Source organism: Synechococcus sp. CS-603, from assembly GCF_977929215.1.
Genome location: NZ_OZ376778.1, coordinates 407,658 through 429,391 on the forward strand (window position 1 = coordinate 407,658; position 21,734 = coordinate 429,391).

Sequence of the window (21,734 nt, forward strand, 5' to 3'; positions counted from 1 at the left end):
AGACAACAAGGCTGGCCTGCTACCGACTGGATCCATGTCAGCTTCAAGCCATGCCAGGTTCAAGCCATGCTTCGTTTCCTGCTTAACGCCATCTGGTTCGTGCTCGGGGGCTTCGTGATGGGCCTGGGCTGGTGGCTGGCTGGTCTGGTGGCCGCGATCACGGTTGTGGGATTGCCCTGGGCGCGGGCCTGTTTCGTGATCGGCAATTTTTCGTTCTGGCCATTCGGCTACGAGGCGATCAGCCGAAGCGAACTCACCGGCCGCACTGACCTGGGCACCGGCCCCCTGGGGTTGGTGGGCAACGTGATCTGGTTTCTGCTGGCGGGCTGGTGGCTGGCGATCGGCCATGTCACCTCCGCCCTGGCCTGCTTCGTGACGATCATCGGCATTCCCTTCGGAATCCAGCACATCAAGCTGGCCCTGATTGCCCTGGCGCCGATCGGCCTGCAGGTGGTCCCGAGTGGCACGCGGTCGCAGGGAGGGCTCTGAAGCGGCAGCGCAGCACCGCCAGAGCCTCATCGGGCAAGCCCAAAAAGCGATCCAGCCAGGGCTCGCCGCAGGGCTCGATCGTGGCCACCCCCACCAGCAGGGCCGTGCCGTCGCCCGCCAGGGGCTGGCCGCTGCTGCGGTGCCGTTGGCTGACCAGCGCCCCACTGGTCAACTCGGTGTCGACCCGCAGGGCCGGAGCGCGATAGAGCGAGCCCAGCGAGAACAGAAAGCGGGCCCTGAACTGCAACGTCACCGCGCCGCTTTCACCATCCAGGCTGCCGGCCAACCGCTCCGGCTCGATCGCGATGCGCAATCCCGGCGGCAGGGGCAGACCCAGGAAACGGGTGCTGCGCCAATCGAGGGGCGGGATCGTCAGCTCAGAGGGCTCAAAGTCAAGCGCCAGTCCAGCGACTGGGGCCGCCGGTTGGCGCTGGCCGCCTAGCGGATCGCCGCCGATCCGCCCGAGGCCCCCGCCGCCGCTGGCGTTGTAACGGAAGCGGGGATAGCCACCGATCGTCAGGGCGCAGCCCGCCAGGGTGGAGAGCTGCAGGGAACTGGAACTCATCGTTGGCGCAGGGACTCCAGTTCTCCCTTGCTATTGCTCTCGGCGAGGGCGTCATAGCCACCGATCAACGCACCGTCGATGAACACCTGGGGCACGCGGCTCTCGCCCTCGGGCTCGATCACCAGATGGGGGATGTCGAGGCTGCGCAACAGGCGAAGCGCGCGCCAGGAAAAGGGGCAGCCGGGGCGCACGGCGATGGTGACCCGCGGCTCGGCGGTTGAGCCTGACGAAAGGACCGCCGGCAGGTGCTCGGCTGGGACTTGGGCCATGGCCGGGGTCGGCAGCGGACCGTCGAGCAGGCCCACCAGCAGATCGGCGCCCTTGAGCACCAGGCTGCCAGGCTCCAGGTGGCCGCCCCACACCTGGCACTCGGAATCGGAGAGGCTCAGGTGCAAATGCACGCCTTGCGGGGCCACGGTGCCCTGCAGGGTGATGATTTCCAGCTCTCCCTGGAGCACGGTGGGAGCAGCTTTGCCGGGGCACTGAAAGGCAGCCTGGGACAGGTTGCCCACCACACCGAGCACGAAGCCGGAGGCTCCCTGCTCCAGCGCCAGCTGCTCCAGCGCCAGGCGCAGGTCGCTGCCGGGCAGGAGATGGAGGGGCACAGAACGCATCGGCAGGGCTGGGACAAGCAGGGGGCAAGGCTACCGGGGAGGCGCCAGCGGCCTGCCTGCAAGCACGGGCAGCCGGGGATGCTGCAACTGGAAGCCCAGCCCATGCAGCCGCCGGTTCGACACCCGCCGGCCGGCGCCGGCGTCAGCGGCCGGGGCGGCCTCGGCCTCCCAGATCACCGGCTTGAGTCCGGCGGCACGGCAGGTCAGATCGATCAGGTCGCGCACGCTGATCGGCGCGTCATCCACCAGGTTGAACACCCCATCGAGGCCGGTCTCCAGCGCCAAGGCCAGGGCCGCCACCACGTCATCGCGGTGGATCCAGCTGGTGAGCGCGGCGCCATTCCCCTGGCGCTGGCTGCCCGCCAGCGACCGGAAACGCTCCTGCAGCTCCCGCCCGGGTCCATAGAGCGCCCCCAACCGCCAGATGGCGACGCGGCGGCTGGGGCTGCGGCAGCTCAACAACACGGCTTCGGCATCGCGCAGGATCTCGCCATGCCTGTCACGGGGCTGCAGCGGGGTGTCCTCCTCCAGCAGGCCGCCGGCGTTGCCGTACACCGAGCAACTGCTGGTGTACAGCAGCTGGTTGAGCTGGGGCAGCTCGCCCACCACGGCGGCCAGGGCCTGCATGCTGCGCAGAAAGGTGGCCTCGTAGCCGTCGGCATCCACCTGCCGCTCACCGCTGGGCGCCAGGCAGAACACGGCGGCCTCACTTCCCTGCAGGGCCTGGCGTAGCCCGATGGGGTCAGCGGCATCGAGCACCTGAACCGAATCGGCCACGGCGGCCAGCTCTTCGGCCCGATCGGCGCTGGTGGTGGTCACCCGCAGCCAGTGCCGGCCTTGCTGGTGCCAATGGCGGGCCAGGGCCGTGCCCACATAGCCACAGCCAACGATCGTGATCCGCATCCGGGGTCATGCTGTGGGCGGCAAGCTAGGGGGCCATGACCGGTCACGACCGCCAGTGGGAGCTGAACCGGCTCAACTTCGAGGGCCGCTGGTGCGGGACGAGCCGCTGGTACGAACGCAACACCGCCGGTGTGCTGGATCTGATCACCCCCACCGCGGTGATCGAGAGCACCTGCTACTCCATCAGCTTTTCCGACCCCGACACCGGTCTGTGGGATGGCAGCGGCCTGCGCTTCGCTCCGGACGGCCGCCGCCGGCTGCCTCTCTGCCGCGCCACCTACAACAGTGGCGGCCAGTGCTGGCAATTCCGCGCCGCCGGCGGCCAATCAAGCCTGATGGTGGACGAAAAGCAGCCCCGATTCGGCCATGAACTGAATCTGTTCTGCGGCCGCTCCCGCTCGATGCTGGTGCTGCTCTACGCGCCGCTGGCACCAGCCCCGGCTGGTGGTCCCCTCTGGCGCCTGCAGAGCCTGGGGGTGGTTCCCTTCCGCTGCACCCTGGCGCCCGAACCGGACCCTCCCCGGCCTGCGGCCAGCGACTGGCGGGCCCTGCTGGCGGAGGTGGAGGGCTGGCCCGGGGAGCTGGAGCGCCTGGAGCCCCGGCACTGGCCCTCAACCGACCCCCAGCCGCAGCCCTGCGCACCCTTTCGCAGCCGTCAGTTCAGTGGCAACGACCTCTGCGCCGGCTTCGCCGATGGGCTGGTTTGTTCGCTGCCGGAGACGCTGCCGGCGAGGGCCTTTGCCTTGCAGGTGGGCTGCCGCCTCGATGGCGGGCACTTCAATCAGGTGAGCCTCCACTACGGCAGCCAACAGCAGCTCACGGCCTGGGAACTGAGGCGATTCCAGAGTCCCTGAGGCTCAGTTCCTGACGCGGCAGGCCCAGGCGGATGCCCTCGCGATCGAAGGCCTCCTTGACGCGCAAACGGAACTCCCGCCCCACCGGCCACTGGGCCAGCGGCAGGGTCTGGATCCAGACCCGGATCAGGCAGCCCGACTGGCGCACCTCATCCACCCCCAGCACTTCCGGGGTCCCGAGCACGTACGGAGACCAGTCGGGATCGTGGCGCATGTCTTCGGCGACCCGGCCGATCAGCTCCAGCACGGCGCGCAGGTCTTCGTCGGCTGAAACCTCAATGGTGAAGTTCACCCGCGACCAGTCTTTGGTGAGGTTCTCGATGGCGCGGATCTGGCCGTTGGGCAGGCTGGTGAGCTGGCCGTCGAGGCCGCGCAGCTGGGTGTTGAACAGATTCATGTTCTCCACGAAGCCATCGTGGGGCGCGATGATCACCACATCGCCGATGGCATAACGGTCGGTGAGGATGATCAACAGCCCCTGCATGAAATCTTCCAGCAGGTTGCGCAGCAGCAGGCCAGCCGCCACGGCCACCACCCCGGCACCGGTGAGCACCGAACGGTTGATGCCCACGAGCAGCAGGGTGAGCACGATGCCGATCGTGATGCACACCATCGTGGCCGTGTTCCTGAGCATTTTGGTGTAGGTCACCGCCTGCAGGGCATAGCGCCGGGAGCCGGGATTGCTGATGGTGGAGGCAATCACCCAGTTGTTCACGCTGTGGTCAATCGCCAGCAGCAGCAACCAGCGCACCACGATCAGCCCCAGCCACATCAGCGGCACACTCACCGACTTCTGCATCAGCAGCAGGGAGGCGATGCGGATGCTGGGGAAAAAGATCGCGATCGCCCCGAGCCCGGCCGCCACCAGACTCAACTGCAGCAGACCGGTGATCAGCAGTGCCATCTCGAGCAGGTTGCGGGCCTGGTCGCGCCAGCCCTGCTGACGGAGCGTGGCGACCGAAAGGGTCTCGATCAGGCGGCTGGTGCCCTCGATCAGGCGGCCGGTGCCCTCGATCAGTTGCTGGGGGTGGCGGCTGGCGCGGCGGCCGAGGCGCTGCAGCCAGCTGCGCCGGGGCTGGGGTGACGCCTCGGCGACCCTCTCGTCGCTCCCCTCCGAACTGGGCGCGGCGTTCTGGCCCTCAAGGTTGCCGCTGAAGGCTGCCATCACCTCCCGCGTGGCCGATTCGCGCAGGGCCTCGGCGTTGTCCCGCAAGCCCCGCAACGCGTGCCGCAGCGCCCAGCGGATCGACGAGAGGGCCAGCTGGACCAGAAGCACGATGCCGGCCACCGCCGCCGCCAGCACCAGGCGACCGGCGGGAAAGCGGCGGTTGAACTCCAGGCCCCAGAGTGATTCGCTGATCACCTTCTGGAGCACTGTTTTCCAGCGCTCCGCCAGCTCCATCGTCGTGCTGCCGGCCCAAGCCGCATCGGGTTCGGTGACCGTGAGCAGGGTCGCGGGACCCAGGCCCAGGTCAGGAGCGGCGGGCATGAACACCACCGGCACGTTGTTGCGGAAGCCCACCGCCACGGTGGGCGTGAAGGGATGCAGGGCCTGGCGGTTGAACACGTTCCAGACGTTCAGCTCCGCGACAGCCAGCGTCGCGGTGCTCTCACGCACCGCCGCCGCGGCCTGCCGGCGCTCCGGCGACAGGGCGGCGCTTCCCTCCCGCTGGGCCTGGCGCAGTTGGGCAATCACCCCCTCCACGCTGCGTTCCACCGTTTCGGCCCGCGTCTCCGCTGCCCGCGCGGCGTCTGATGCCGACATCGATTCGCCGGGATCGATGGCCAGGACGATCCGGGTGCTGAGAACGTCGTGGGGGAACACCACGGTGCTGCACCAGAGGCGGCCGCACGAGAAGGCCTGCTCGCGATCCAGCCAGCCCTCTTCCGCTCCGCCACCGTCGTCGCCACCAGCTCCGACCAGGTTCAGTACCGCGGCGGCGGGTTGCCCCAGCAGCAGGCTCAGGGCCAGACCCAGCAGCAGCGGCCGCCACATACGCCGCCAGCAGCGGCGGCGCCTTGGCCCCCGATTCAGCCCCATCCCTTGCCCTCCCCTCAGTGGTTCCGTGGCAGCTGCCCAGCCCATCCAGCAGCTATTCAGGGTACGGAGGTTGAGGGAGCTCAGCCGTTTTGAGTGGATCTAAGAACCCATCTCCGCCGACACGCCCATCTCCAGCGAAAGCATCTGATCGGGCGGGACTTGCGGATCAAGGGAGACCTCTTCTTGTTGGGCTGAGCCCCCACTGCCCCAGCCGGCGAGGCCGCTGGGGATGGAGCCGCTGAGCGCGGCCAGCCCCAGCACGGTGGCCAGGGCCAGGACCAGGGCGCCGATCAGGAGCTGTCGCAGCGAGATCTCAGGCATGGCACGGCTGGGGGCAAGGGCCTTGACCTGGAGCTGGAGCCTTCAAGGCAGAGCGCATCAGGCCTGCTGCCGGTCTAGCTCGGAATCGTTGGCCAACCTGGCCACCAGATCGCCACCGGCGACAACGGCTCACCGGGGGACGTTCGCCTACGTGGCGGAGATCGCTGGCGGCGGAGCAAGACCACCTGGCTAAGTGAGTAGGGACCCCCCCACGAAGGGGGTCCCCTGCATCAGCGCGTGCAGATTGGCGGCGGTGACGCGAGCAATGTCGTTGAGAGCTTCGTGGGTGAGAAAGGCCTGGTGGGCTGTGATCAACACATTCGGAAAGGTGAGCATCCGCGCCAGCAGATCATCCTGCAACACCTCTCCGGAAAGATCTTCGAAAAACACCCCTTCTTCCTCCTCATAAACATCCAGCGCCACGCCACCAAGGCGTCCGGATTTCAAGGCCTCGATCAGGGCCACGGTGTCGATCAGGCCACCCCGGCTGACATTCACCAGGATCACACCCGGCTTCATGCAGTCGATGGTTTCACGGCGGATGATGTGATGGGTTTCCGGCATCAGGGGAACATGCAGGGAGATCACATCACTGAGGCTGGACAGGGTGATCGGATCCACATAGGTGATGCCCTCGCGAATCGCCCAGGCCGCATCGGGGTAGGGGTCGTAGGCGACAACCACCATGCCGAAACCGCGCAGGATCCTGGCCACGATCCGCCCGATCTTGCCCGTTCCCACAATGCCGGCCGTCTTGCCATTGAGATCAAAGCCCACCAGGCCCTGCAGGGAGAAATTGAGTTCCCGCACCCGGTTGAACGAGCGGTGCACATGGCGATTCAGGGTCAACAGCAACGCCACGGCATGCTCGGCCACGGCATTGGGTGAGTAGATGGGCACGCGGGTCACGGCCATGCCAAGATCGCGCGCCGCTTCGATGTCCACGTTGTTGCACCCGGTGCAGCGCAGGGCCACCAGCTCGACGCCCTGGCTGGCCAAGGATTCAAGACAGCCTTTGTCAATCACATCATTGACAAACACACAAACAGCCCGCGCCCCATCGGCCGTAGCCGCTGTATCGACACTCAGGCGAAAATTCAGAAAGCGCAGATCCAGATCGGAGCCTGCAGCTGCTGGCAGGTGCAGCAGGTCGTAGGGCTTTGTGTCATAGACAGCCACAGAGCACTGCGTCTTCTGCATGGAAATGGCGTGCCATCAAAGGGTCGTGTGGAGGGAACCTAGCCAGAGCCATCCACCCCTGTTCCAGCTCAGCCATCGCACAGCGGGGTCGTTTCGGCCCCAACGATCTACTTGAGGTCTGGTTTCCGGTTGCGGCGGCGGATCAGGCTCCTCCCATGCGGATTTCAGCTCTGAGCGGCCAGACAGGCTGGCTCCTGGGTGCAGCTGGGTTCGTGCTTGAGCGCACCCTCAACTGGCGTGACAACGATGGCGACAGACTCGCCAGGATGATGGCCTCAACGTCTGGGCCCAAGCCCAGGCATGGCCAGAACCCGAGAGACCCGTGACGACAACAGTGCCAGCAGCAGTTCGAACAACAACGTTCGCGGAGTTTGCCCAACGGGCCAACTATTCGCTGCTGGAGTCACTGCATGCGGATCCTCAGGCGAGTAGTGATGGCCACGATCACCGGCCCCGCCAGGTGTTCTCAGGCCATTACGTGCCGGTGACACCCACGCCGATTCCAGCGCCGGAGATCGTTGCCCACAGCCGAACCCTGTTCCACGAGCTGGGCCTGAGCGATGCGCTGGCCCATGACGACCAATTCATCCGACTGTTTTCCGGCGACATCAGCGTGGCGCAGGGGCCGATGCGACCGTTTGGCTGGGCGACCGGCTATGCCCTGTCGATCTACGGCACGGAGTACAACCAGCAGTGCCCGTTTGGAACCGGCAACGGCTACGGCGATGGCCGGGCCATTTCCGTGTTCGAAGGCGTCTTCAACGGCAGGCGCTGGGAGATGCAACTCAAAGGCGGTGGCCCCACGCCCTATTGCCGCGGCGCCGATGGACGCGCCGTGCTGCGCTCCAGCGTGCGCGAATTTCTGGCGCAGGAGTTCATGCACGCCCTGGGGGTTCCCACATCACGCTCGCTGATGCTGGTGGTGTCCCGAGGCGAAACCGTGCGCAGGCCCTGGTATTCCGCGAACTCCAGGTCGTTCGATCCCGACATCCTGGTGGACAACCCGGCGGCGATCACCACCCGCGTGGCACCGTCGTTTCTGCGGGTGGGCCAACTGGAGCTGTTCGCCCGTCGCGCCCGCAGCGAGGCCCATCCGGGTGCGTTGAACGAACTGCAGATGATCACGGCGCACCTGATTGAGCGCAATTACCGGCAGGAAATTGATCCGGGTCTGGAGTTCAGCGATCAGCTGGTGGAGCTGGCGGGATTGTTTCGCGCACGGCTCACTTCGCTGGTGGCCAACTGGATGCGCGTGGGTTATTGCCAGGGCAATTTCAACAGCGACAACTGCGCCGCAGGAGGCTTCACCCTCGACTATGGCCCCTTCGGCTTCTGCGAACTGTTCGAGCCCAGATTTCAGCCCTGGACCGGCGGCGGCGAGCATTTTTCATTCTTCAACCAACCGGTGGCAGCCGAAGCCAACTATCAGATGTTCTGGGCCTCCATCCGACTGCTGCTCGATGGCAACACCAAAGCCCTGGCGCGGCTGGATCAGATCCACGATGGCTTCGCTGAAGCGATGACCCTGGAGATCGAGGCCATGTGGGCCAAAAAACTCGGCCTGAACAGCTATGACCCCACGCTGGTGAATGAGTTACTGGAGCTCCTGGTTCTCTCCAAGGCTGACTACACGATCTTCTTCCGCAGGCTCTCTGAGATTCCAGAGCAACTCTCAGCCCTCAAAGAGAGCTTCTACCTGCCCAGTTCAGAGCAACTCGATTCGCAGTGGAACAACTGGCTGCAACGCTGGCGGGAGCGCATCACGGAAAGTGGCGACAGCCGCGTGACATCCGATGCGATGAAACGCGTCAACCCAAAGATCACCTGGCGCGAGTGGCTGATCGCGCCCGCCTATCAACAGGCTGAGCAAGGTGACACCAGCTTGATCGAGGAGCTGCAGGAGGTGTTCAGCCATCCCTATGACGAGCTATCGGCGGAGCTGGCGGCCAAGTACGACCGTCTCAAGCCCAGGGAATTCTTCAACGCCGGTGGCGTGTCCTACTACAGCTGCTCGTCGTGAGCCGATCGCACGTTTTCGACCCGTCTCAAGCCTCAAGCAACCAGAGGGCCTCGCGGCCGCCAGCGACCCCCTCACAGCTGAGGCGGCGATCGAAGCTCACCAGCCGGCCACCGCGGTGCATCCACATGGCTCTGGTCCAGCAGGCTGAGCGAGTCTGGCCAGAACGGATGCTGCGGGTGGCTGATCAGCTCCGCCACCAGAGGGGCCACCACCGCCGGCGGCCCCGGGCTGTTGGGATAGCGCGGCTGGCCGAGGATGCGCAGGACGGCGTTCTGTGTGAGCGGGCAGGTGGCCCATCCATTTGCCACGTTCACATCGAGCAGAGCCGCACTCACGCCAGCTCGTCGCGCAGGTTGTTCACGAGCTCCAGATCCACCGGTGCTCCCCTCTCCATCCATGGCAGCAGGGGCAGGCCGTTGCGATGGTCGGACCTCTGGTTATCGGAGCTGGAGCGCTGTTGCCGAGCCAGCACCCGCGCCGCCGCCAGCACGTCGTCGTCGAGCTGCAGGGTGGTGCGCATCTGATGTGATCGCATCAGGCATCAAGGGAAGGGACGCCTGTCCTGACTGCGGTGCTCGCGCACCAACCGCTGTTCGGACGGAGGCGAGGCGAGTAGCCGCCTCGTCGATCAGCTTGATATTGCTCGAAACGGCAGTCTGCGTCCGTGGGTTGGTCTCTAACTGCGCACGACCAACTCCAACGTTTCCACGCTCTTCACTCCGGCCTCCTCGTCCTCGACCTCAAGCCAAAGGGTGATGGCCTCACGGATGCTGCTGAGAGCTTCCTCGCGGGTGTTGCCCTGGGAGTGACAGCCAGGCAGGTCGAGGCAGCTCACAGCCCAGCCTTCTTCGGTTTCGAGCAGGCGGATGCGGTCGGTCATGGGGCCGGCCCCTTGGTGGTAGCAAGCCTGGCCGGTCTCACACCGCCACCGCCAGCGAATCGCCATCGGCCGTTCGCCTTCATGGCTCACATAATCGGCAATGCGCAGGCACAGGAACGGCAGCGTGGAGCCGCCGCATCTCGAGTGATGGGGAGGACGAGACCCATCCAGGCGTTGGATGCGTTCAAGTCGCTGGCTAAGGCATTGGGGCGTCTTTGCTCAGTACATCCTGCAGAGAGGTTTTGAGGCCAGGGAGGTCATTCTGGACGCATCCCAGAGAATCAGCTGATCCACGGTTTCGTAGACGTGAATGATTCTGTTGCGGGTACCCACGATGCGGCGGAGATCGGGGATGACATCAAGAACGCTGGGATCGGCATCGAGGGCCCGCTTGAGCGCTTCTCCGATGATCTCGAACTTACGTTCTACTGCTGATTGGATCAATTCATCGTCAAGGTAGTGATCAAGGGTGCAGTTCTCAATGAAGCGCTCAATCGCCTCGATGGCCTCAAAGGCGTCAAGCAGGCGTTTCAGCGCCTCCCTTTGCAGCTCAGAGTTCCAGGAGTAGCCGCCGTGAAGCGTCCACGTCTTTGCGGAAAAAAGGATTGTGGATCATGGATTCCGTCAGGAGATCCACCGGACGGCCGAAGAGGGCTTCCAATTCATCGGCGAAGGAACAGAAGCGCCGGGCATAGCCCGGTTCCCGTTGACCCCTCATCTGCACGATGAAGTCCAGATCACTGCTGGCAGGGTCAAACAGGCCCTTCGCCGCCGAGCCGAACACTTCAAGCCGATCCACGCCGTAGCGATCGCAAAGGTGCCTGAGCGGCTCAAGCCGGTCGATCAGCAAGGGCAGCAGTGGGGCGGCCGTGTCCATGGAGTCAGGTTAGTGGAGTCGTGGGTTCCCTCAAACCGCCACCGCCAGCTCCGGATAGAAGCCCCCGGAATCGGCCGCTCGCCTTCGTAGCTCACGTAGTCGGCAAAGCCGAGGGCCAGGTCGCGGGTGCGGGTGGTTTGGGAGGAGAGGGCTTCGCTTTTGCGCAGGGTGATGAACAGAAGGCCGTGATGGTGGGCTGGTGCCAGCGCACGCCTTCGCGTTGGATCCAGGAGGCTTTTCATTCCCTCAGGACCAGGCAGTTCGTCAGGACAGAACGGTCTTCAGCTGAAGGATCAGCAGCGGCAATTCCACCTGGATCACATCCCACACCACATCAAGATCGACCCCTAGGTAGGCGTGGATGAGTTGATTGCGCATCGCGATGATCTCCCGCCAGGGGATCTCAGGATGGGCCAGCTTCACCTCCTCTGGGATGCGAGTGGCGGCCTCGCCGATCAGCTCGATGTTGCGAAGAACGGCGTCCTGCATCAGCTGATTTGCCTCGAACTGCGCACGGTCCAGCTCAGCGCAGTAACTCACTGCACGATGGGCAAACCGATCCATGTCCTGCGCATAGAGGCACCAGTCACGTTTCGGATTGCCGTCAGAGGGGGATGGCATCCGCCTCCACTGCAGGTCTGAGCTCCTGCCGGAGTGCTTGTTCTGTCACCAGATCGACAGGTTGCTGGAGCAGATCTTCCAGGAACAGCTGAAGGCCATAGAAGCGTCTGGCGGTGGCAGGGCCGTCGAAGGCCACCAGCAGATCCACATCGCTGCTCGATGTTGCTGTGCCACGCGCCCAGGAGCCGAATAATCGCAGGCTGTGCACCCCGAAACGCTCACTACAGACGGGCGCGTGCTGGCGTAACTGGCTGATCAACGTTTCTGCACTGACGTCCATGGCCGACTGGGAACGCTCAGGAGTGGTCTGGAACAAGGCTAAACCGCCACCGCCAGCTCCGGGTAGAACGCAGGGCTGATTGAAAGTCTGATCAAGTCGCCCATCCTGGCCTGATCCCAGCCATTGTGAGCAGCTTGGCGATGTCGTGGGCCACCTCAGCCAGCCCAGCTCTCACCGAGTAGTGGCCGTGCAGCCCGAGCAGGTTGAGGGCCAGGGTCCTCAGCGTGGCCAGCACGGCAGCGCCGGGGCCGCCATAACGGTGTTCATCTTCATGGAGCTGGGTATCGCGGATCCAGTGCCAGCTTTCAATGCACCAGCGGTCCCTCACCAGTTGCAGCAGGGCTTTTGGCGTGGTGCGCAGGCTGGTGAGAAAAAGGTGCCGCTGGAGGGAGGGCTTGCCATGACGCTTGCCACTGACGACAAGTTCAACAATCCAGCTACTGCCGGGCCAGGCCTCGTTGATGAAGTCAGGAGCCTGTTTGGCCCTGAGTATCCAGGTGGTGTCGCGTCCATGGCTGCGTTCAGAAACCATTGCTGTGAGAGGGATCTTGCGGGAGTAGAGGAACTGCTCGCCGATCTGGCGATGCAGGGTCCTTTGGTTTGCTTTCACTGTGAGGAGGAAGTCGGCCCCCTGCTCCGTGAGCTGCCGAAAAACGGTTTCTGGGTATGAAGCGCGTCGGCCTGGATCAAGACGCCGTCGAGATCCATCGTGGCCAACAGCTCCCGCAGTACGGCACGCTCGTGAGATTCACGGGTGTCGTAGGTGGCCTGGGCAATGGCCACACCCAGGGTCTTGGAGTAGAGCGTCACCTGAGAAATGAACGCACCGCCGCCACCGTCGGTCTGGACAATCGAGCCGCGGAGTGTCTTGCCGTCGCACACGAGCTGATCAAGACCCATCGCACCACCTGGGATCTGGGCGAGCATCCACCCCTGCAGCTGCCGGCAGATCTCGGCCACATCAACCTGCAGGAACAGATAGCGGAAGGTGGAATCAGTGGGTGGCCGCCTGAGCTCAAGACCCAACGCCTGGTTCAGCGCAGCGTGATGGCGGAGGGCAAAGCGCTCCAGATCCCGCAGGCTCTGGCAGCCACTCAAGATCCCGAGGACCGCCACCAGGAGCAGAAACCACTGGGGGAAGCGCACCCCACGACGCATCCGTCCCTCTGGGATCGCCTGCAGAAAGCTGATCAGGTCGGCAGAGGCATTAGCAGGAGAGGGTTCTGGCAAAGAAGGGATCCATTCCCGCCGACCAAACCCAATGCTCGCAGCAACGCCAAGCTCGCTTGTGACAGACTTTCAATCAGCCCTGGGGTAGAACGCCCCCGGAATCGGCCGCTGCAGCCGCCAGCGAATCGCCATCGGGAGATCGTTCTCGTTGATGGTGACCCTTTGGTTCGCCTATCTTTGGTAAGCGGCTGGATGGATCTACGGTGAGAGCAGCAACTCCTCTGATTACCTGTACGCCGGGGATCCGAAGCGGCAAACCCTGTATTGCAGGCACCCGTATCAGTGTTTCGGATGTGTTGGAGTACCTGGCCAGCGGCATGCGTCAGGAGGATATCCTGGCCGATTTTCCTGACCTGCGGGTGGAGCATCTTCAGGCTGTCTTGAGCTACGCGGCAGATCGTGAGAAGCGCCTGAGTGACCTCACGACCGCGTGATTGCTTCGATGGCTGGGCCCCTTCTGTTTGATGAAAATCTCAGTCCTCGTCTGGCATCTGCAATGGCTGGCTTCTTTCCAGGCAGCATCCACATTCGCGATGTGGGCCTCAAGGGTGCAGCGGATCTTGAAATCTGGAGTTTTGCTCAGCAGCATGGGTTCACCATCGTCACGAAGGATGATGACTTTCGTGGACTAAGCCTTTTACGGGGTGCACCACCCAAGGTGCTGTGGCTGGTTGTGGGCAACACCAGCACTCAAACCATTTCCAGGATTCTGTTGACCAGGCGGGATGTGATCATAGCGTTCATCAAGGAACCCAACACTTCACTGCTGACGTTGCGCTGAGGCTGAGCAGCAGAGCAGCTTCGCCGCCCCCCTCACACCGCCAGCCCAGGAGGAGATGCCACTGAGGCGGCCATCAATCGTGCGGAATCAAACAACTCTGAGGAACTCACTGACGTCGACCTGAGCCTGGCGAAGAAGGCCTGCGAGGGTACCCACCTTGACCGGTCGATGCAACGGAACCACGCAACCCCGGCTACCGCAGCGCATCACCACGTGGCTTCCGTTCTGCCGGACAGCGCTGAACCCCAGGCGTTCCAATGCCCGAATGACCTCCCGACCAGAAAGGTGCGGAAGTTTAGGCATGGGCAGGAATGCTGAACATCGTGACCAGTGGGTGGCCCGTCACAGCGAGTGGGAACTCCTCGAGATACAAGGATGTCGCCTCTCGCAGGTTTGCAAGTGCTTCATCAATGGAATCGCCCTGGCTTGCGGTGCCAGTTTCGGGGTTGTAGGCCACATAGCCGCCTTCTTCGGCTGGGCTGAGCACGGCTGTCAGTTCCATGGACTTACCGCTTTCACTCCATTCTGACAGGGCTGGCAGCGGTCGGAAGATCCTGAAATTCTGACCCCCTTCACACTGCCACCGCCAGCTCCGGATAGAAGGCCCCCGGAATCGCCCTTTGAAGCCGCCAGCGAATCGCCATCGGGCGTTCGCCTTCGTGGCTCACGTATTCGGAAAAGCCGAGGCACAGAAACGGCAGCGTCACGCCACCGCGCCTGTTCTCCTCCCGCACCAACAACAGCACCCGGCTGCCGCGGGCGTGGTGGTGGATATAACGCTGGCCGGTGGATGAGGCTTCGCGGGTGAGACTCTGGCTCTCCCAGTGGAACTCGCGGGGCGAGATGGCGTAGTCGTTGTAGCGGGTGGTGGGGGAGAACAAGCGCTCGGATTTCTTCAGGGTGATGAAGAACACGTCGCAGCGCGACGCCTCATCAAAGAAGACCCCCTCGCGGCCGGGGAAGGGGCGGGCTTCGTTCAACAAGCCAAACGCCGCGAACACCTCGGCGCGGGAGTAGCGGCCATGGAGCATCAGGGGCACCGGCGGTGCTGGCTCGCCAGCGGCCAGAGCCGGCCAATCGAGCGGCGCCACCAGGTGGGTTGTGCGCTCCAGCAGGAGCTCTAACAGCTCCACCAGCTCGGCGCGGATGGCGGAAGCGGCCCAGAGTCGCACCAACGCCTCTGCGAGGGGCACATGGTTGCGGCCATTGCCCCAGAGCTGGGCCAGCAGCATCCGCCACTGGCGCTCCGCACACAGGTCCAACCCCCGCCGGATCGGGCGCCACTGGCCGCTGCAACTGATCCACCAGCCAGCGCAGTCGCTCCGAGTCGTCGAGATGCAGCAGGCCGCCGGCGATGCCCCGCCCCAACCGCTCCTCATCCGCCGTGGGCTCCCCGGAGGCTGCCGCCGCCCCCCACCCCAGCTCCCGCTGCAGCAACGCCCAACACCCCGCCACCCGATAAAACTCCCCCAGCTCCATACCGAGCCCGTCGAGCAGCGCCGCCAGCGAGCAGGACCCGAGGCGGCGGCATTCGGCGAGCAGCTGGGGCCGGCGGCTGGGCAGCGACTCGCGCAGATTGGAAAGCACCCGCTCCGTGGAGACGCGATCGAGCTGGAGGCTGCAGCCGGCGGGGAGGAAGGGGAAGCCGGTTTCGATTTACTGGCGCAGCTGGTCGCGGGTGCCGCCGAGCAGGGCGCGGTAGCGGAGGTCGTGGCGGAAGCGGCGGTGGGCCTGGCCGATGAAATCAAGAACGGTGAGGCAGCTCTTGCCCGGGCAGAGGCGCAGACCGCGGCCGAGCTGCTGCAGGAACACGATCGCGCTCTCGGTGGGCCGCAGGAACAGCACCGTGTCGATCTCGGGGATGTCGAGCCCTTCGTTGAACAGATCCACGGCGAAGAGGATCTGCAGCTCACCGGACCTGAGGCGGCGGATCTGCTCGGCGCGCTCGTCGCGAGGGCTGTTGGCATCCAGGGAGGCGGCGCGCAGGCCGGCCGCGGCGAACTTGCGGGCCATCCAGCCAGCGTGCTCCACGCTCACACAGAAGCCCAGGGCCCGCATCGTGGGCAGGTTGGTGATCTTGGCGGTGAGTTCGCGCAGGATCAGGCGCAGGCTTTTCTGGGCCAGCACCTACCCCAAAACCGCCCCACCCCAGGCAGACTCCCTCCAGCGCCGCCCCACCTGATCCAGCGATGCCCGATCAGGACCAGCTGAACGATTTCCGCGAAGGCCCGGAAACGCTGGGCGACCACGCCCCACTGATCTTCACTAGGCGCCTCTGCGATGGGTTCGACGACGAGTTGAAGCCGGGGACCGGCATGGAGATCGGCGGTCCGTTCAAGATTCCCAGGACCCGCAGCCAGGCGGGCGAACGGCTCAGCCTCGATCGCGGAACCAAGTGCTTCGCGCCATCCTTGCTTTGAACAACGCCATGCCATCGGAGAAGGCCGCTGTCGATCTACCCCAGAATCTGCCGTTTCCTGGCATCAGCGAGGAAGTGATTGAACGCGGCTTGATTGAAAAACTGCAAAGCCTGAAATACGACTATCGCCCAGACATCAAGAGCCGCTCCAACCTCGAAAAGAACTTTCGTGAGCGATTTGAGGCGCTGAATCGCGTTCAGCTCACCGATGGCGAGTTTGCCCGGCTGTTGGATGAGATCATCACGCCCGATGTCTTCAATGCCTCGAGGATCCTTCGAAGCATCAATGCCTTCACGCGCGACGACGGCACGCCGCTGAACTATACATTGGTGAACATCAAGGATTGGTGCAAGAACCACTTTGAGGTGATCAACCAGCTCCGCATCAACACAAACAATAGCCACCACCGCTACGACGTCATCCTTCTGATCAATGGCGTGCCGGTTGTTCAGATTGAGCTGAAGACCCTCGGCGTGAATCCGCGGCGGGCCATGGAGCAGATCGTTGAATACAAAAACGATTCCGGCAACGGTTACACCAAGACCCTGCTTTGCTTCATGCAGCTCTTCATCGTGAGCAACCGCGATCGCACCTATTACTTCTCCAACAACAACACTCGGCACTTCGCCTTCAATGCCGATGAACGCTTCCTGCCCGTGTATGAATTCGCCGGCGAAGACAACCAGAAGATCACCCACCTCGATGATTTCTCCGCGCATTTCCTCAAGAAGTGCGACCTCGGCCGCACCATCAGCCGCTACATGGTGCTCCTCGCCGGCGAGCAGAAGCTGATGATCATGCGCCCCTATCAGGTGTATGCCGTGCAGCACCTGGTGAGCTGCATCGCCGAAGACAACGGCAACGGCTTCATCTGGCACACCACCGGCAGCGGCAAGACGCTCACCTCCTTCAAGGCCTCCACCCTGCTCAAGGAAAACGAGCACATCCACAAATGTGTCTTCGTTGTCGACCGCAAAGACCTCGACCGTCAGACCCGCGAGGAGTTCAACCGCTTCCAGGACGGTTGCGTGGAAGAAAACACCAACACCGCCGCCCTGGTGCGCCGTCTGCGTTCCGAAGACTTTGCCGACAAGGTGATCGTCACCACGATCCAGAAGCTCGGCCTGGCGCTGGATGACAACAGCAAGCGCAACAAGCAGCGCAGCAGCAACGGCCAGCCCACCTACAAAGAGCAGCTCACCGGCCTGAAGGACAAACGCATCGTCTTCATCTTCGACGAATGCCACCGCTCACAGTTCGGCGACAACCACCGCGCGATCAAAGCCTTCTTCCCCAGGGCCCAGCTCTTCGGCTTCACCGGCACGCCGATCTTTGAGGTCAATGCCTCCTTGCAGAAGATCGAGAACACCCAGGCCTCGATGCGCACCACGGCAGACCTCTTCGAGAAGCAACTCCACGCCTACACCATCACCCATGCCATCGAGGATAGGAATGTTTTGCGCTTTCACGTTGATTACTTCAAGCCCAAGCTTGAGGCCGAAGGCACCCCGCCCCGGCCCGGAGAAGCGCTATCGAAACGGGCCGTCATTGAGGCCATCCTGGCCAAGCATGACGCCGCCACCGCCGGTCGCCGCTTCAATGCGATCCTCGCCACCGCCTCGATCAATGACGCCATCGAGTATCACGGCCTGTTCCAGACCATGCAGGCGGAAAAGGAGCGCAGCGATCTGGGCTTCAAACCGCTGAACATCGCCTGTGTGTTCTCCCCGCCTGCCGAGGGCGATCCGGATGTGAAGCAGATCCAGGAAGACCTGCCCCAGGAGCAGGCCGACAACACGGTGGACCCCGAGGGCAAGAAGGCTGCGCTCAAGGCCATTGTCACCATCTACAACAGCCGCTATGGCACCAATCACCGCCTCAGCGAGTTTGACCTCTACTACCAGGATGTGCAGAAGCGCATCAAAGATCAGCAGTGGCCTAATGCCGACTATCCCTCAGCGCAGAAGATCGATATCACGATCGTGGTGGACATGCTGCTCACGGGCTTCGATTCCAAGTATTTGAACACGCTCTATGTGGACAAGAACCTCAAGCACCACGGCTTGATCCAGGCCTTCTCGCGCACCAATCGCGTGCTCAATGGCACCAAGCCCTACGGCCACATCCTCGATTTCCGCCAGCAGCAGGACGCCGTGGATGCCGCCATCGCTCTGTTCTCCGGCGAAAAATCCAGCGAGCAGGCCCGCGAAATCTGGCTCGTGGAGAAGGCACCCGTGGTGATCCAGAAACTCGAAGCGGCCGTGCAGAAGCTCCATGGCTTCATGACTTCCCAGGGCCTGGCCTGCACCCCCTCCGCCGTGGCCAATTTGAAGGGCGATGCCGCCAAGGCTGCCTTCATCACGCACTTCAAGGAGGTGCAGCGGCTGAAAACCCAGCTCGACCAATACACCGATCTGACCGAGGAAAGCATTGCCACCATCGAGCAGGTACTGCCGAAGCAGAACCTGCTGGGCTTCAAAGGCCAGTACCTGGAAACCGCCAAACAGCTCAAGGAGGTTCAGGGCAAGGGCGATGACGACGGCGCCGGCACCAACCCCGTCGACCAGCTCGACTTCGAGTTCGTGCTCTTTGCCTCTGCTGTGATTGATTACGACTACATCATGGGCCTGATCGCCCGCTTCTCCGCCAGGGAGCCAGGCAAGACGAAGATGAGCCGCGAGGAACTCATCGGCCTGAGCAGCGCCGATGCCAAGTTCATGAACGAGCGTGAGGCCATCGCCGCGTACATCGGCACACTCAAGGCCGGTGAGGGTTTAAGCGAACAAGCCATCCGCGACGGCTACAGCCGCTTCAAGGCGGAACAATCAGCCGCTGAACTCGCCAACCTTGCCAGCCGGCACGGCCTCACCACGGCTGCCCTGCAAGCCTTCGTGGACGCCATCCTCGAGCGCATGATCTTCGATGGGGAGCAGCTCAGCGACCTCCTGGCCCCGCTCGACCTCGGCTGGAAAGCCCGCAGCCAGGCCGAACTCGCTCTCATGGCCGACCTCCACCCCCTCCTCAGCCAACGCGCCGGTGGCCGCAACATCTCAGGGCTCAGTGCATATGAGCAGTAAGACGAAAACCACCTCCATGAAGGAAGAGGTGAAGACTGTGATGGTGCCGAAGCTGCGGTTTCCGGAGTTTCGGGGGGCGGAGGGGTGGAAACTTATAGCCCTTCAAGAAGTATCCACGCCCATAACTGGAAGAGTGGGTCAAAAGAAACTCACGCCTGTGAGCATTTCGGCTGGAATCGGATTCGTTCCGCAGTCTGAGAAGTTCGGGCGAGACATTTCGGGAAAGCAGTATCAGCACTATACCTTGGTCAGCGATGGCGACTTCGTTTTCAACAAGGGTAACTCGCTCAAGTTTCCTCAGGGCTGTATCTATCTTCTGCAGGGATGGGGGGAAGTCGCTGCGCCAAATGTCTTCATCTGTTTCCGTCTGAAGGGTGGCTACTCGAATGGCTTCTTTCAGAATTGCTTCGAGCAAAACCAACATGGAAGGCAGCTCAAGAGGCACATCACGAGCGGAGCGCGAAGCAATGGCTTGTTGAACATCAGCAAAGAGACATTTTATGGGGTCGAAATCCCAACCCCAACCCTTTCTGAACAACAAAGAATCGCCGACTGCCTGAGTTCGGTGGACCAGTGGATGGCCGCCCAAGCCCGGAAAGTGGACGCGCTCAAGTCCTATAAAAGAGGGCTGATGCAGCAGCTTTTCCCCCGCGAAGGCGAAACCCAACCCCACCTTCGCTTCCCCGAGTTCCAAAATGCAGGTGAGTGGGAGCCGCGTACTCTTGGGTCTGTTTGCAGTTCATTTAGTGGAGGAACACCAAGCACTACCAAGCCTGAATACTATGAAGGGGACATCCCTTTCATAAGGTCAGCAGAGATTGCGAGAGATAGAACTGAGCTTTTCCCCCCTCTGCCAGCAAAGTTGACGCCTCTCCATCTCGACCACTTTCACCACCAGGGGGCTTAATGGAGCAGTTCAATGCGTGGATACAGCGAGGCCGTCAAGGCTGATGTGAGAAGGCGGATGAGCCCACCGCACAGGCAGAGCGTGGCCAGGATTTCAGAAGAGCTGGGCATCCACGTGATCACCCTCTACAAATGGAGGAAGACCTGGCGGTTGCAGGGTGAAGTGGTGCCGGCATCGGCGAAAGATCCCGAGGGCTGGGGTGCCACCGACAAGTTCACGGTGGTGCTGGAGACCGCTGGTTTTAACTCGACTGAGCTCAGCGCCTACTGCCGGGAGCGTGGTCTTTTCCCAAAGCAGGTAGACCGCTGGCGCCAAGCAGCCCAGGATGCCAACAAGAAGCCAGTGCTCACCTTGAAAGAGCAGAAGGATCTGGACCACCGCCATCAGCAGGACCAGCGTGAAATCAAGCAGCTCAAACAGGAGCTGCGCCGTAAGGAGAAGGCCCTTGCAGAAGCAGCCGCCCTGCTATTGGCGGCAAAAAAGATCCAGGCCTTCTGGGGAGAGGACGGGGACGACTGACGACCCCGGACGATCGCCGGAAGGCCCTGCAGATCCTGGATGAGGGCATCGCTGACGGAGCCCGAGCCAGTGAGCTGGCCATGCTGCTGGGCGTGGGCTTGACCACACTGCAGCGCTGGCGCCGACAGTTCGCAGGTGATGGGGATGGGACCGATGGCAGGAAAGGCAGCCATCGCCATGTGGCTCACCGCCTCAGCGATGAGGAACGCCAACGGATCCTGCTCACCTGCAACCAGCCGGAATTCGCCGCGCTGCCGCCGGGACAGATCGTGCCGATCCTTGCTGACCGTTCTCTCTATATCGGCTCGGAGCGCAGTTTTTACCGGGTGCTCTACACCCATGGGCAAGCCCATCGCCGTGGCCGTGCCAGGCCTCCTCAGGAACCCAGACCAGTGCCGCGGCTCCGAGCCGATGGCCCCAAGCAGGTGTGGAGTTGGGATATCACCTACTTGCCCACCACTGTCCGTGGTGTGTGGCTGTACCTCTATTTGGTGATCGACGTGTGGAGCCGCAAAGTCGTGGCCTGGGATATCGCTGAACGAGAGGACGCCAAGATTGCTGCTGATCTGGTGAGTAGGGCCTGCCTGCGCGAGCGCATCTCTCGCCATCGGGGATTCGGGACCCAGCAGCGCCCTCCGTTGATTCTCCACGCCGACAACGGCAATGCCATGCGCGCGGCCACGCTCGAATCAAGGCTGGAGGAGCTCGGTGTACTCAGATCCTTCTCCAGGCCAAGGGTTTCCAACGACAACCCTTACTCAGAATCCCTGTTCCGCACCGTGAAATACCGGCCCGATTACCCGAGCCGTCCGTTCAGCAGCAAGGACGAGGCCTGCCTGTGGGTGGCGTCATTCGTGGTCTGGTACAACCACCAGCACCGCCACAGCGGCATCAAGTTCGTCACGCCCCACCAGCGCCATTGCGGCCAGGCCGTCGAAATCTGCCGACACAGAGCCCACGTCTATGAACAGGCGCGTCAACTGCATCCCCGCCGATGGAGCCACTCAACGCGCTGCTGGCGTCAACCCGAAGTGGTGTGGATCAACCCGCCACCGCCAGAATTGGACAACGAAAAAGCTACATTGGCCATGGCCGCTTGATCAGCGGCAGGAGCGTCATCTTTCCTGGCAGTCAC

27 protein-coding genes and 1 pseudogene are annotated in these 21,734 nt (G+C 63.1%); 10 read left to right on the forward strand and 18 right to left on the reverse strand.

Annotation, left to right across the window (positions count from 1 at the left end; genetic code table 11):
- Positions 1–66 precede the first annotated feature (66 nt).
- The gene (locus tag ACXMDM_RS02135; RefSeq protein WP_071800409.1) at positions 67–489 is read left to right on the forward strand and encodes a YccF domain-containing protein; all 423 of its coding nucleotides are present in this window, start codon (positions 67–69) and stop codon (positions 487–489) included.
- Here the strand turns inward: ACXMDM_RS02135 and ACXMDM_RS02140 are convergent.
- The 3 genes from ACXMDM_RS02140 to ACXMDM_RS02150 are packed head-to-tail and all read right to left on the reverse strand — an operon-like array spanning position 410 to position 2,571.
- Positions 410–1,054 carry a hypothetical protein gene (locus ACXMDM_RS02140; protein ID WP_071800410.1) on the reverse strand — a complete coding sequence of 215 codons (645 nt, stop codon included), beginning with the start codon at positions 1,052–1,054 and terminating at the stop codon, positions 410–412. The two genes, ACXMDM_RS02135 and ACXMDM_RS02140, sit on opposite strands and share 80 nt — an antisense overlap.
- On the reverse strand, positions 1,051–1,668 hold the full coding sequence (locus tag ACXMDM_RS02145) for a PCC domain-containing protein (RefSeq protein WP_071800412.1): 618 nt from the start codon (positions 1,666–1,668) through the stop codon (positions 1,051–1,053). The genes ACXMDM_RS02140 and ACXMDM_RS02145 overlap by 4 nt, the downstream gene beginning before the upstream one ends.
- A gap of 30 nt (positions 1,669–1,698) precedes the next feature.
- On the reverse strand, positions 1,699–2,571 hold the full coding sequence (locus ACXMDM_RS02150; RefSeq protein ID WP_071800414.1) for an NAD-dependent epimerase/dehydratase family protein: 873 nt from the start codon (positions 2,569–2,571) through the stop codon (positions 1,699–1,701).
- 35 nt (positions 2,572–2,606) lie between these two features.
- Between ACXMDM_RS02150 and ACXMDM_RS02155 the strand changes: the two genes are divergently transcribed.
- Positions 2,607–3,425, forward strand: coding sequence for a hypothetical protein (locus ACXMDM_RS02155; RefSeq protein WP_071800416.1), 819 nt, complete (start codon positions 2,607–2,609; stop codon positions 3,423–3,425).
- Here the strand turns inward: ACXMDM_RS02155 and ACXMDM_RS02160 are convergent.
- The 3 genes from ACXMDM_RS02160 to ACXMDM_RS02170 form a co-directional block, all read right to left on the reverse strand.
- Positions 3,388–5,421, reverse strand: coding sequence for a mechanosensitive ion channel family protein (locus tag ACXMDM_RS02160; RefSeq protein ID WP_499569990.1), 2,034 nt, complete (start codon positions 5,419–5,421; stop codon positions 3,388–3,390). The two genes, ACXMDM_RS02155 and ACXMDM_RS02160, sit on opposite strands and share 38 nt — an antisense overlap.
- 144 nt (positions 5,422–5,565) lie before the next feature.
- A complete protein-coding gene (locus ACXMDM_RS02165) occupies positions 5,566–5,787 on the reverse strand; it encodes a hypothetical protein (protein WP_071800420.1) in 222 nt (73 codons plus the stop codon).
- Between the two features lie 189 nt (positions 5,788–5,976).
- A complete protein-coding gene (locus tag ACXMDM_RS02170) occupies positions 5,977–6,987 on the reverse strand; it encodes a 2-hydroxyacid dehydrogenase (protein WP_071800421.1) in 1,011 nt (336 codons plus the stop codon).
- Between the two features lie 322 nt (positions 6,988–7,309).
- On the opposite strand from ACXMDM_RS02170, the gene ACXMDM_RS02175 reads away from it, so the two are divergent.
- Complete coding sequence (locus ACXMDM_RS02175) at positions 7,310–9,007, forward strand: protein adenylyltransferase SelO family protein (protein WP_259723227.1); 1,698 nt, start codon at positions 7,310–7,312, stop codon at positions 9,005–9,007.
- 331 nt (positions 9,008–9,338) lie between these two features.
- Here the strand turns inward: ACXMDM_RS02175 and ACXMDM_RS02180 are convergent, their stop codons facing one another.
- The 8 genes and pseudogenes from ACXMDM_RS02180 to ACXMDM_RS02215 form a co-directional block, all read right to left on the reverse strand.
- Positions 9,339–9,527, reverse strand: coding sequence for a CopG family transcriptional regulator (locus ACXMDM_RS02180; protein ID WP_259723228.1), 189 nt, complete (start codon positions 9,525–9,527; stop codon positions 9,339–9,341).
- Positions 9,528–9,683: 156 nt separating this feature from the next.
- Positions 9,684–9,887 (reverse strand): type II toxin-antitoxin system HicB family antitoxin, encoded by a 204-nt coding sequence (locus ACXMDM_RS02185; protein WP_259723229.1) that lies wholly within the window; start codon positions 9,885–9,887, stop codon positions 9,684–9,686.
- A 219-nt stretch (positions 9,888–10,106) separates the two neighbouring features.
- Positions 10,107–10,493 carry a HepT-like ribonuclease domain-containing protein gene (locus ACXMDM_RS02190; RefSeq protein WP_369009837.1) on the reverse strand — a complete coding sequence of 129 codons (387 nt, stop codon included), beginning with the start codon at positions 10,491–10,493 and terminating at the stop codon, positions 10,107–10,109.
- Positions 10,438–10,764: a nucleotidyltransferase family protein gene (locus tag ACXMDM_RS02195; RefSeq protein WP_259723231.1), complete on the reverse strand. Its 327-nt coding sequence runs from the start codon at positions 10,762–10,764 to the stop codon at positions 10,438–10,440. Before ACXMDM_RS02195 ends, ACXMDM_RS02190 begins: the two co-directional genes overlap by 56 nt.
- Positions 10,731–11,006 (reverse strand): hypothetical protein, encoded by a 276-nt coding sequence (locus tag ACXMDM_RS02200; protein ID WP_259723232.1) that lies wholly within the window; start codon positions 11,004–11,006, stop codon positions 10,731–10,733. The genes ACXMDM_RS02195 and ACXMDM_RS02200 overlap by 34 nt, the downstream gene beginning before the upstream one ends.
- A 22-nt stretch (positions 11,007–11,028) precedes the next feature.
- Entirely contained in the window at positions 11,029–11,385 is a 357-nt protein-coding gene (locus ACXMDM_RS02205; protein ID WP_313772390.1) for a HepT-like ribonuclease domain-containing protein, read from the reverse strand.
- Positions 11,369–11,665: a nucleotidyltransferase family protein gene (locus ACXMDM_RS02210; RefSeq protein WP_071800426.1), complete on the reverse strand. Its 297-nt coding sequence runs from the start codon at positions 11,663–11,665 to the stop codon at positions 11,369–11,371. The genes ACXMDM_RS02205 and ACXMDM_RS02210 overlap by 17 nt, the downstream gene beginning before the upstream one ends.
- Positions 11,666–11,756: 91 nt before the next feature.
- Positions 11,757–12,823 (reverse strand): annotated as a pseudogene (locus tag ACXMDM_RS02215) (ISAs1 family transposase).
- A gap of 275 nt (positions 12,824–13,098) precedes the next feature.
- Here ACXMDM_RS02215 and ACXMDM_RS02220 point away from each other — a divergent pair.
- Both ACXMDM_RS02220 and ACXMDM_RS02225 read left to right on the forward strand, forming a co-directional pair.
- Positions 13,099–13,329 (forward strand): DUF433 domain-containing protein, encoded by a 231-nt coding sequence (locus ACXMDM_RS02220; protein ID WP_259723021.1) that lies wholly within the window; start codon positions 13,099–13,101, stop codon positions 13,327–13,329.
- Between the two features lie 8 nt (positions 13,330–13,337).
- The gene (locus ACXMDM_RS02225) at positions 13,338–13,676 is read left to right on the forward strand and encodes a DUF5615 family PIN-like protein (RefSeq protein ID WP_259723022.1); all 339 of its coding nucleotides are present in this window, start codon (positions 13,338–13,340) and stop codon (positions 13,674–13,676) included.
- A gap of 87 nt (positions 13,677–13,763) precedes the next feature.
- On the opposite strand, the gene ACXMDM_RS02230 is transcribed toward ACXMDM_RS02225, so the two are convergent.
- From ACXMDM_RS02230 to ACXMDM_RS02245, 4 genes are all read right to left on the reverse strand, one after another.
- Positions 13,764–13,979: a type II toxin-antitoxin system HicA family toxin gene (locus ACXMDM_RS02230; RefSeq protein ID WP_259723023.1), complete on the reverse strand. Its 216-nt coding sequence runs from the start codon at positions 13,977–13,979 to the stop codon at positions 13,764–13,766.
- On the reverse strand, positions 13,972–14,178 hold the full coding sequence (locus ACXMDM_RS02235; RefSeq protein ID WP_259723024.1) for a type II toxin-antitoxin system HicB family antitoxin: 207 nt from the start codon (positions 14,176–14,178) through the stop codon (positions 13,972–13,974). The genes ACXMDM_RS02230 and ACXMDM_RS02235 overlap by 8 nt, the downstream gene beginning before the upstream one ends.
- 70 nt (positions 14,179–14,248) lie before the next feature.
- Entirely contained in the window at positions 14,249–14,938 is a 690-nt protein-coding gene (locus ACXMDM_RS02240) for a DUF3427 domain-containing protein (protein WP_499569997.1), read from the reverse strand.
- Between the two features lie 394 nt (positions 14,939–15,332).
- Positions 15,333–15,803 (reverse strand): helicase-related protein, encoded by a 471-nt coding sequence (locus ACXMDM_RS02245; RefSeq protein ID WP_259723026.1) that lies wholly within the window; start codon positions 15,801–15,803, stop codon positions 15,333–15,335.
- Between the two features lie 62 nt (positions 15,804–15,865).
- Between ACXMDM_RS02245 and ACXMDM_RS02250 the strand changes: the two genes are divergently transcribed.
- From ACXMDM_RS02250 to ACXMDM_RS02270, 5 genes are all read left to right on the forward strand, one after another.
- A complete protein-coding gene (locus ACXMDM_RS02250) occupies positions 15,866–16,096 on the forward strand; it encodes a hypothetical protein (RefSeq protein WP_259723027.1) in 231 nt (76 codons plus the stop codon).
- Positions 16,097–16,104: 8 nt separating this feature from the next.
- Positions 16,105–19,173: a type I restriction endonuclease subunit R gene (locus tag ACXMDM_RS02255; RefSeq protein ID WP_259723028.1), complete on the forward strand. Its 3,069-nt coding sequence runs from the start codon at positions 16,105–16,107 to the stop codon at positions 19,171–19,173.
- Positions 19,163–20,080 carry a restriction endonuclease subunit S gene (locus ACXMDM_RS02260; protein WP_499570000.1) on the forward strand — a complete coding sequence of 306 codons (918 nt, stop codon included), beginning with the start codon at positions 19,163–19,165 and terminating at the stop codon, positions 20,078–20,080. The genes ACXMDM_RS02255 and ACXMDM_RS02260 overlap by 11 nt, the downstream gene beginning before the upstream one ends.
- A gap of 57 nt (positions 20,081–20,137) precedes the next feature.
- Positions 20,138–20,599: a helix-turn-helix domain-containing protein gene (locus tag ACXMDM_RS02265; protein ID WP_313772235.1), complete on the forward strand. Its 462-nt coding sequence runs from the start codon at positions 20,138–20,140 to the stop codon at positions 20,597–20,599.
- A gap of 74 nt (positions 20,600–20,673) precedes the next feature.
- Positions 20,674–21,699: an IS3 family transposase gene (locus ACXMDM_RS02270; protein WP_313772237.1), complete on the forward strand. Its 1,026-nt coding sequence runs from the start codon at positions 20,674–20,676 to the stop codon at positions 21,697–21,699.
- Positions 21,700–21,734 lie beyond the last annotated feature (35 nt).

Coding starts and splice junctions, on each gene's coding strand:
- ACXMDM_RS02135 (WP_071800409.1), top strand. CDS start 67: ATGCTTCGTTTCCTGCTTAACGCCATCTGGTTCGTGCTCGGGGGCTTC.
- ACXMDM_RS02140 (WP_071800410.1), bottom strand. CDS start 1,054: ATGAGTTCCAGTTCCCTGCAGCTCTCCACCCTGGCGGGCTGCGCCCTG.
- ACXMDM_RS02145 (WP_071800412.1), bottom strand. CDS start 1,668: ATGCGTTCTGTGCCCCTCCATCTCCTGCCCGGCAGCGACCTGCGCCTG.
- ACXMDM_RS02150 (WP_071800414.1), bottom strand. CDS start 2,571: ATGCGGATCACGATCGTTGGCTGTGGCTATGTGGGCACGGCCCTGGCC.
- ACXMDM_RS02155 (WP_071800416.1), top strand. CDS start 2,607: ATGACCGGTCACGACCGCCAGTGGGAGCTGAACCGGCTCAACTTCGAG.
- ACXMDM_RS02160 (WP_499569990.1), bottom strand. CDS start 5,421: ATGTGGCGGCCGCTGCTGCTGGGTCTGGCCCTGAGCCTGCTGCTGGGG.
- ACXMDM_RS02165 (WP_071800420.1), bottom strand. CDS start 5,787: ATGCCTGAGATCTCGCTGCGACAGCTCCTGATCGGCGCCCTGGTCCTG.
- ACXMDM_RS02170 (WP_071800421.1), bottom strand. CDS start 6,987: ATGCAGAAGACGCAGTGCTCTGTGGCTGTCTATGACACAAAGCCCTAC.
- ACXMDM_RS02180 (WP_259723228.1), bottom strand. CDS start 9,527: ATGCGCACCACCCTGCAGCTCGACGACGACGTGCTGGCGGCGGCGCGG.
- ACXMDM_RS02185 (WP_259723229.1), bottom strand. CDS start 9,887: ATGACCGACCGCATCCGCCTGCTCGAAACCGAAGAAGGCTGGGCTGTG.
- ACXMDM_RS02195 (WP_259723231.1), bottom strand. CDS start 10,764: ATGGACACGGCCGCCCCACTGCTGCCCTTGCTGATCGACCGGCTTGAG.
- ACXMDM_RS02200 (WP_259723232.1), bottom strand. CDS start 11,006: ATGAAAAGCCTCCTGGATCCAACGCGAAGGCGTGCGCTGGCACCAGCC.
- ACXMDM_RS02205 (WP_313772390.1), bottom strand. CDS start 11,385: ATGCCATCCCCCTCTGACGGCAATCCGAAACGTGACTGGTGCCTCTAT.
- ACXMDM_RS02210 (WP_071800426.1), bottom strand. CDS start 11,665: ATGGACGTCAGTGCAGAAACGTTGATCAGCCAGTTACGCCAGCACGCG.
- ACXMDM_RS02225 (WP_259723022.1), top strand. CDS start 13,338: ATGGCTGGGCCCCTTCTGTTTGATGAAAATCTCAGTCCTCGTCTGGCA.
- ACXMDM_RS02230 (WP_259723023.1), bottom strand. CDS start 13,979: ATGCCTAAACTTCCGCACCTTTCTGGTCGGGAGGTCATTCGGGCATTG.
- ACXMDM_RS02235 (WP_259723024.1), bottom strand. CDS start 14,178: ATGGAACTGACAGCCGTGCTCAGCCCAGCCGAAGAAGGCGGCTATGTG.
- ACXMDM_RS02250 (WP_259723027.1), top strand. CDS start 15,866: ATGCCCGATCAGGACCAGCTGAACGATTTCCGCGAAGGCCCGGAAACG.
- ACXMDM_RS02255 (WP_259723028.1), top strand. CDS start 16,105: ATGCCATCGGAGAAGGCCGCTGTCGATCTACCCCAGAATCTGCCGTTT.
- ACXMDM_RS02260 (WP_499570000.1), top strand. CDS start 19,163: ATGAGCAGTAAGACGAAAACCACCTCCATGAAGGAAGAGGTGAAGACT.
- ACXMDM_RS02265 (WP_313772235.1), top strand. CDS start 20,138: ATGAGCCCACCGCACAGGCAGAGCGTGGCCAGGATTTCAGAAGAGCTG.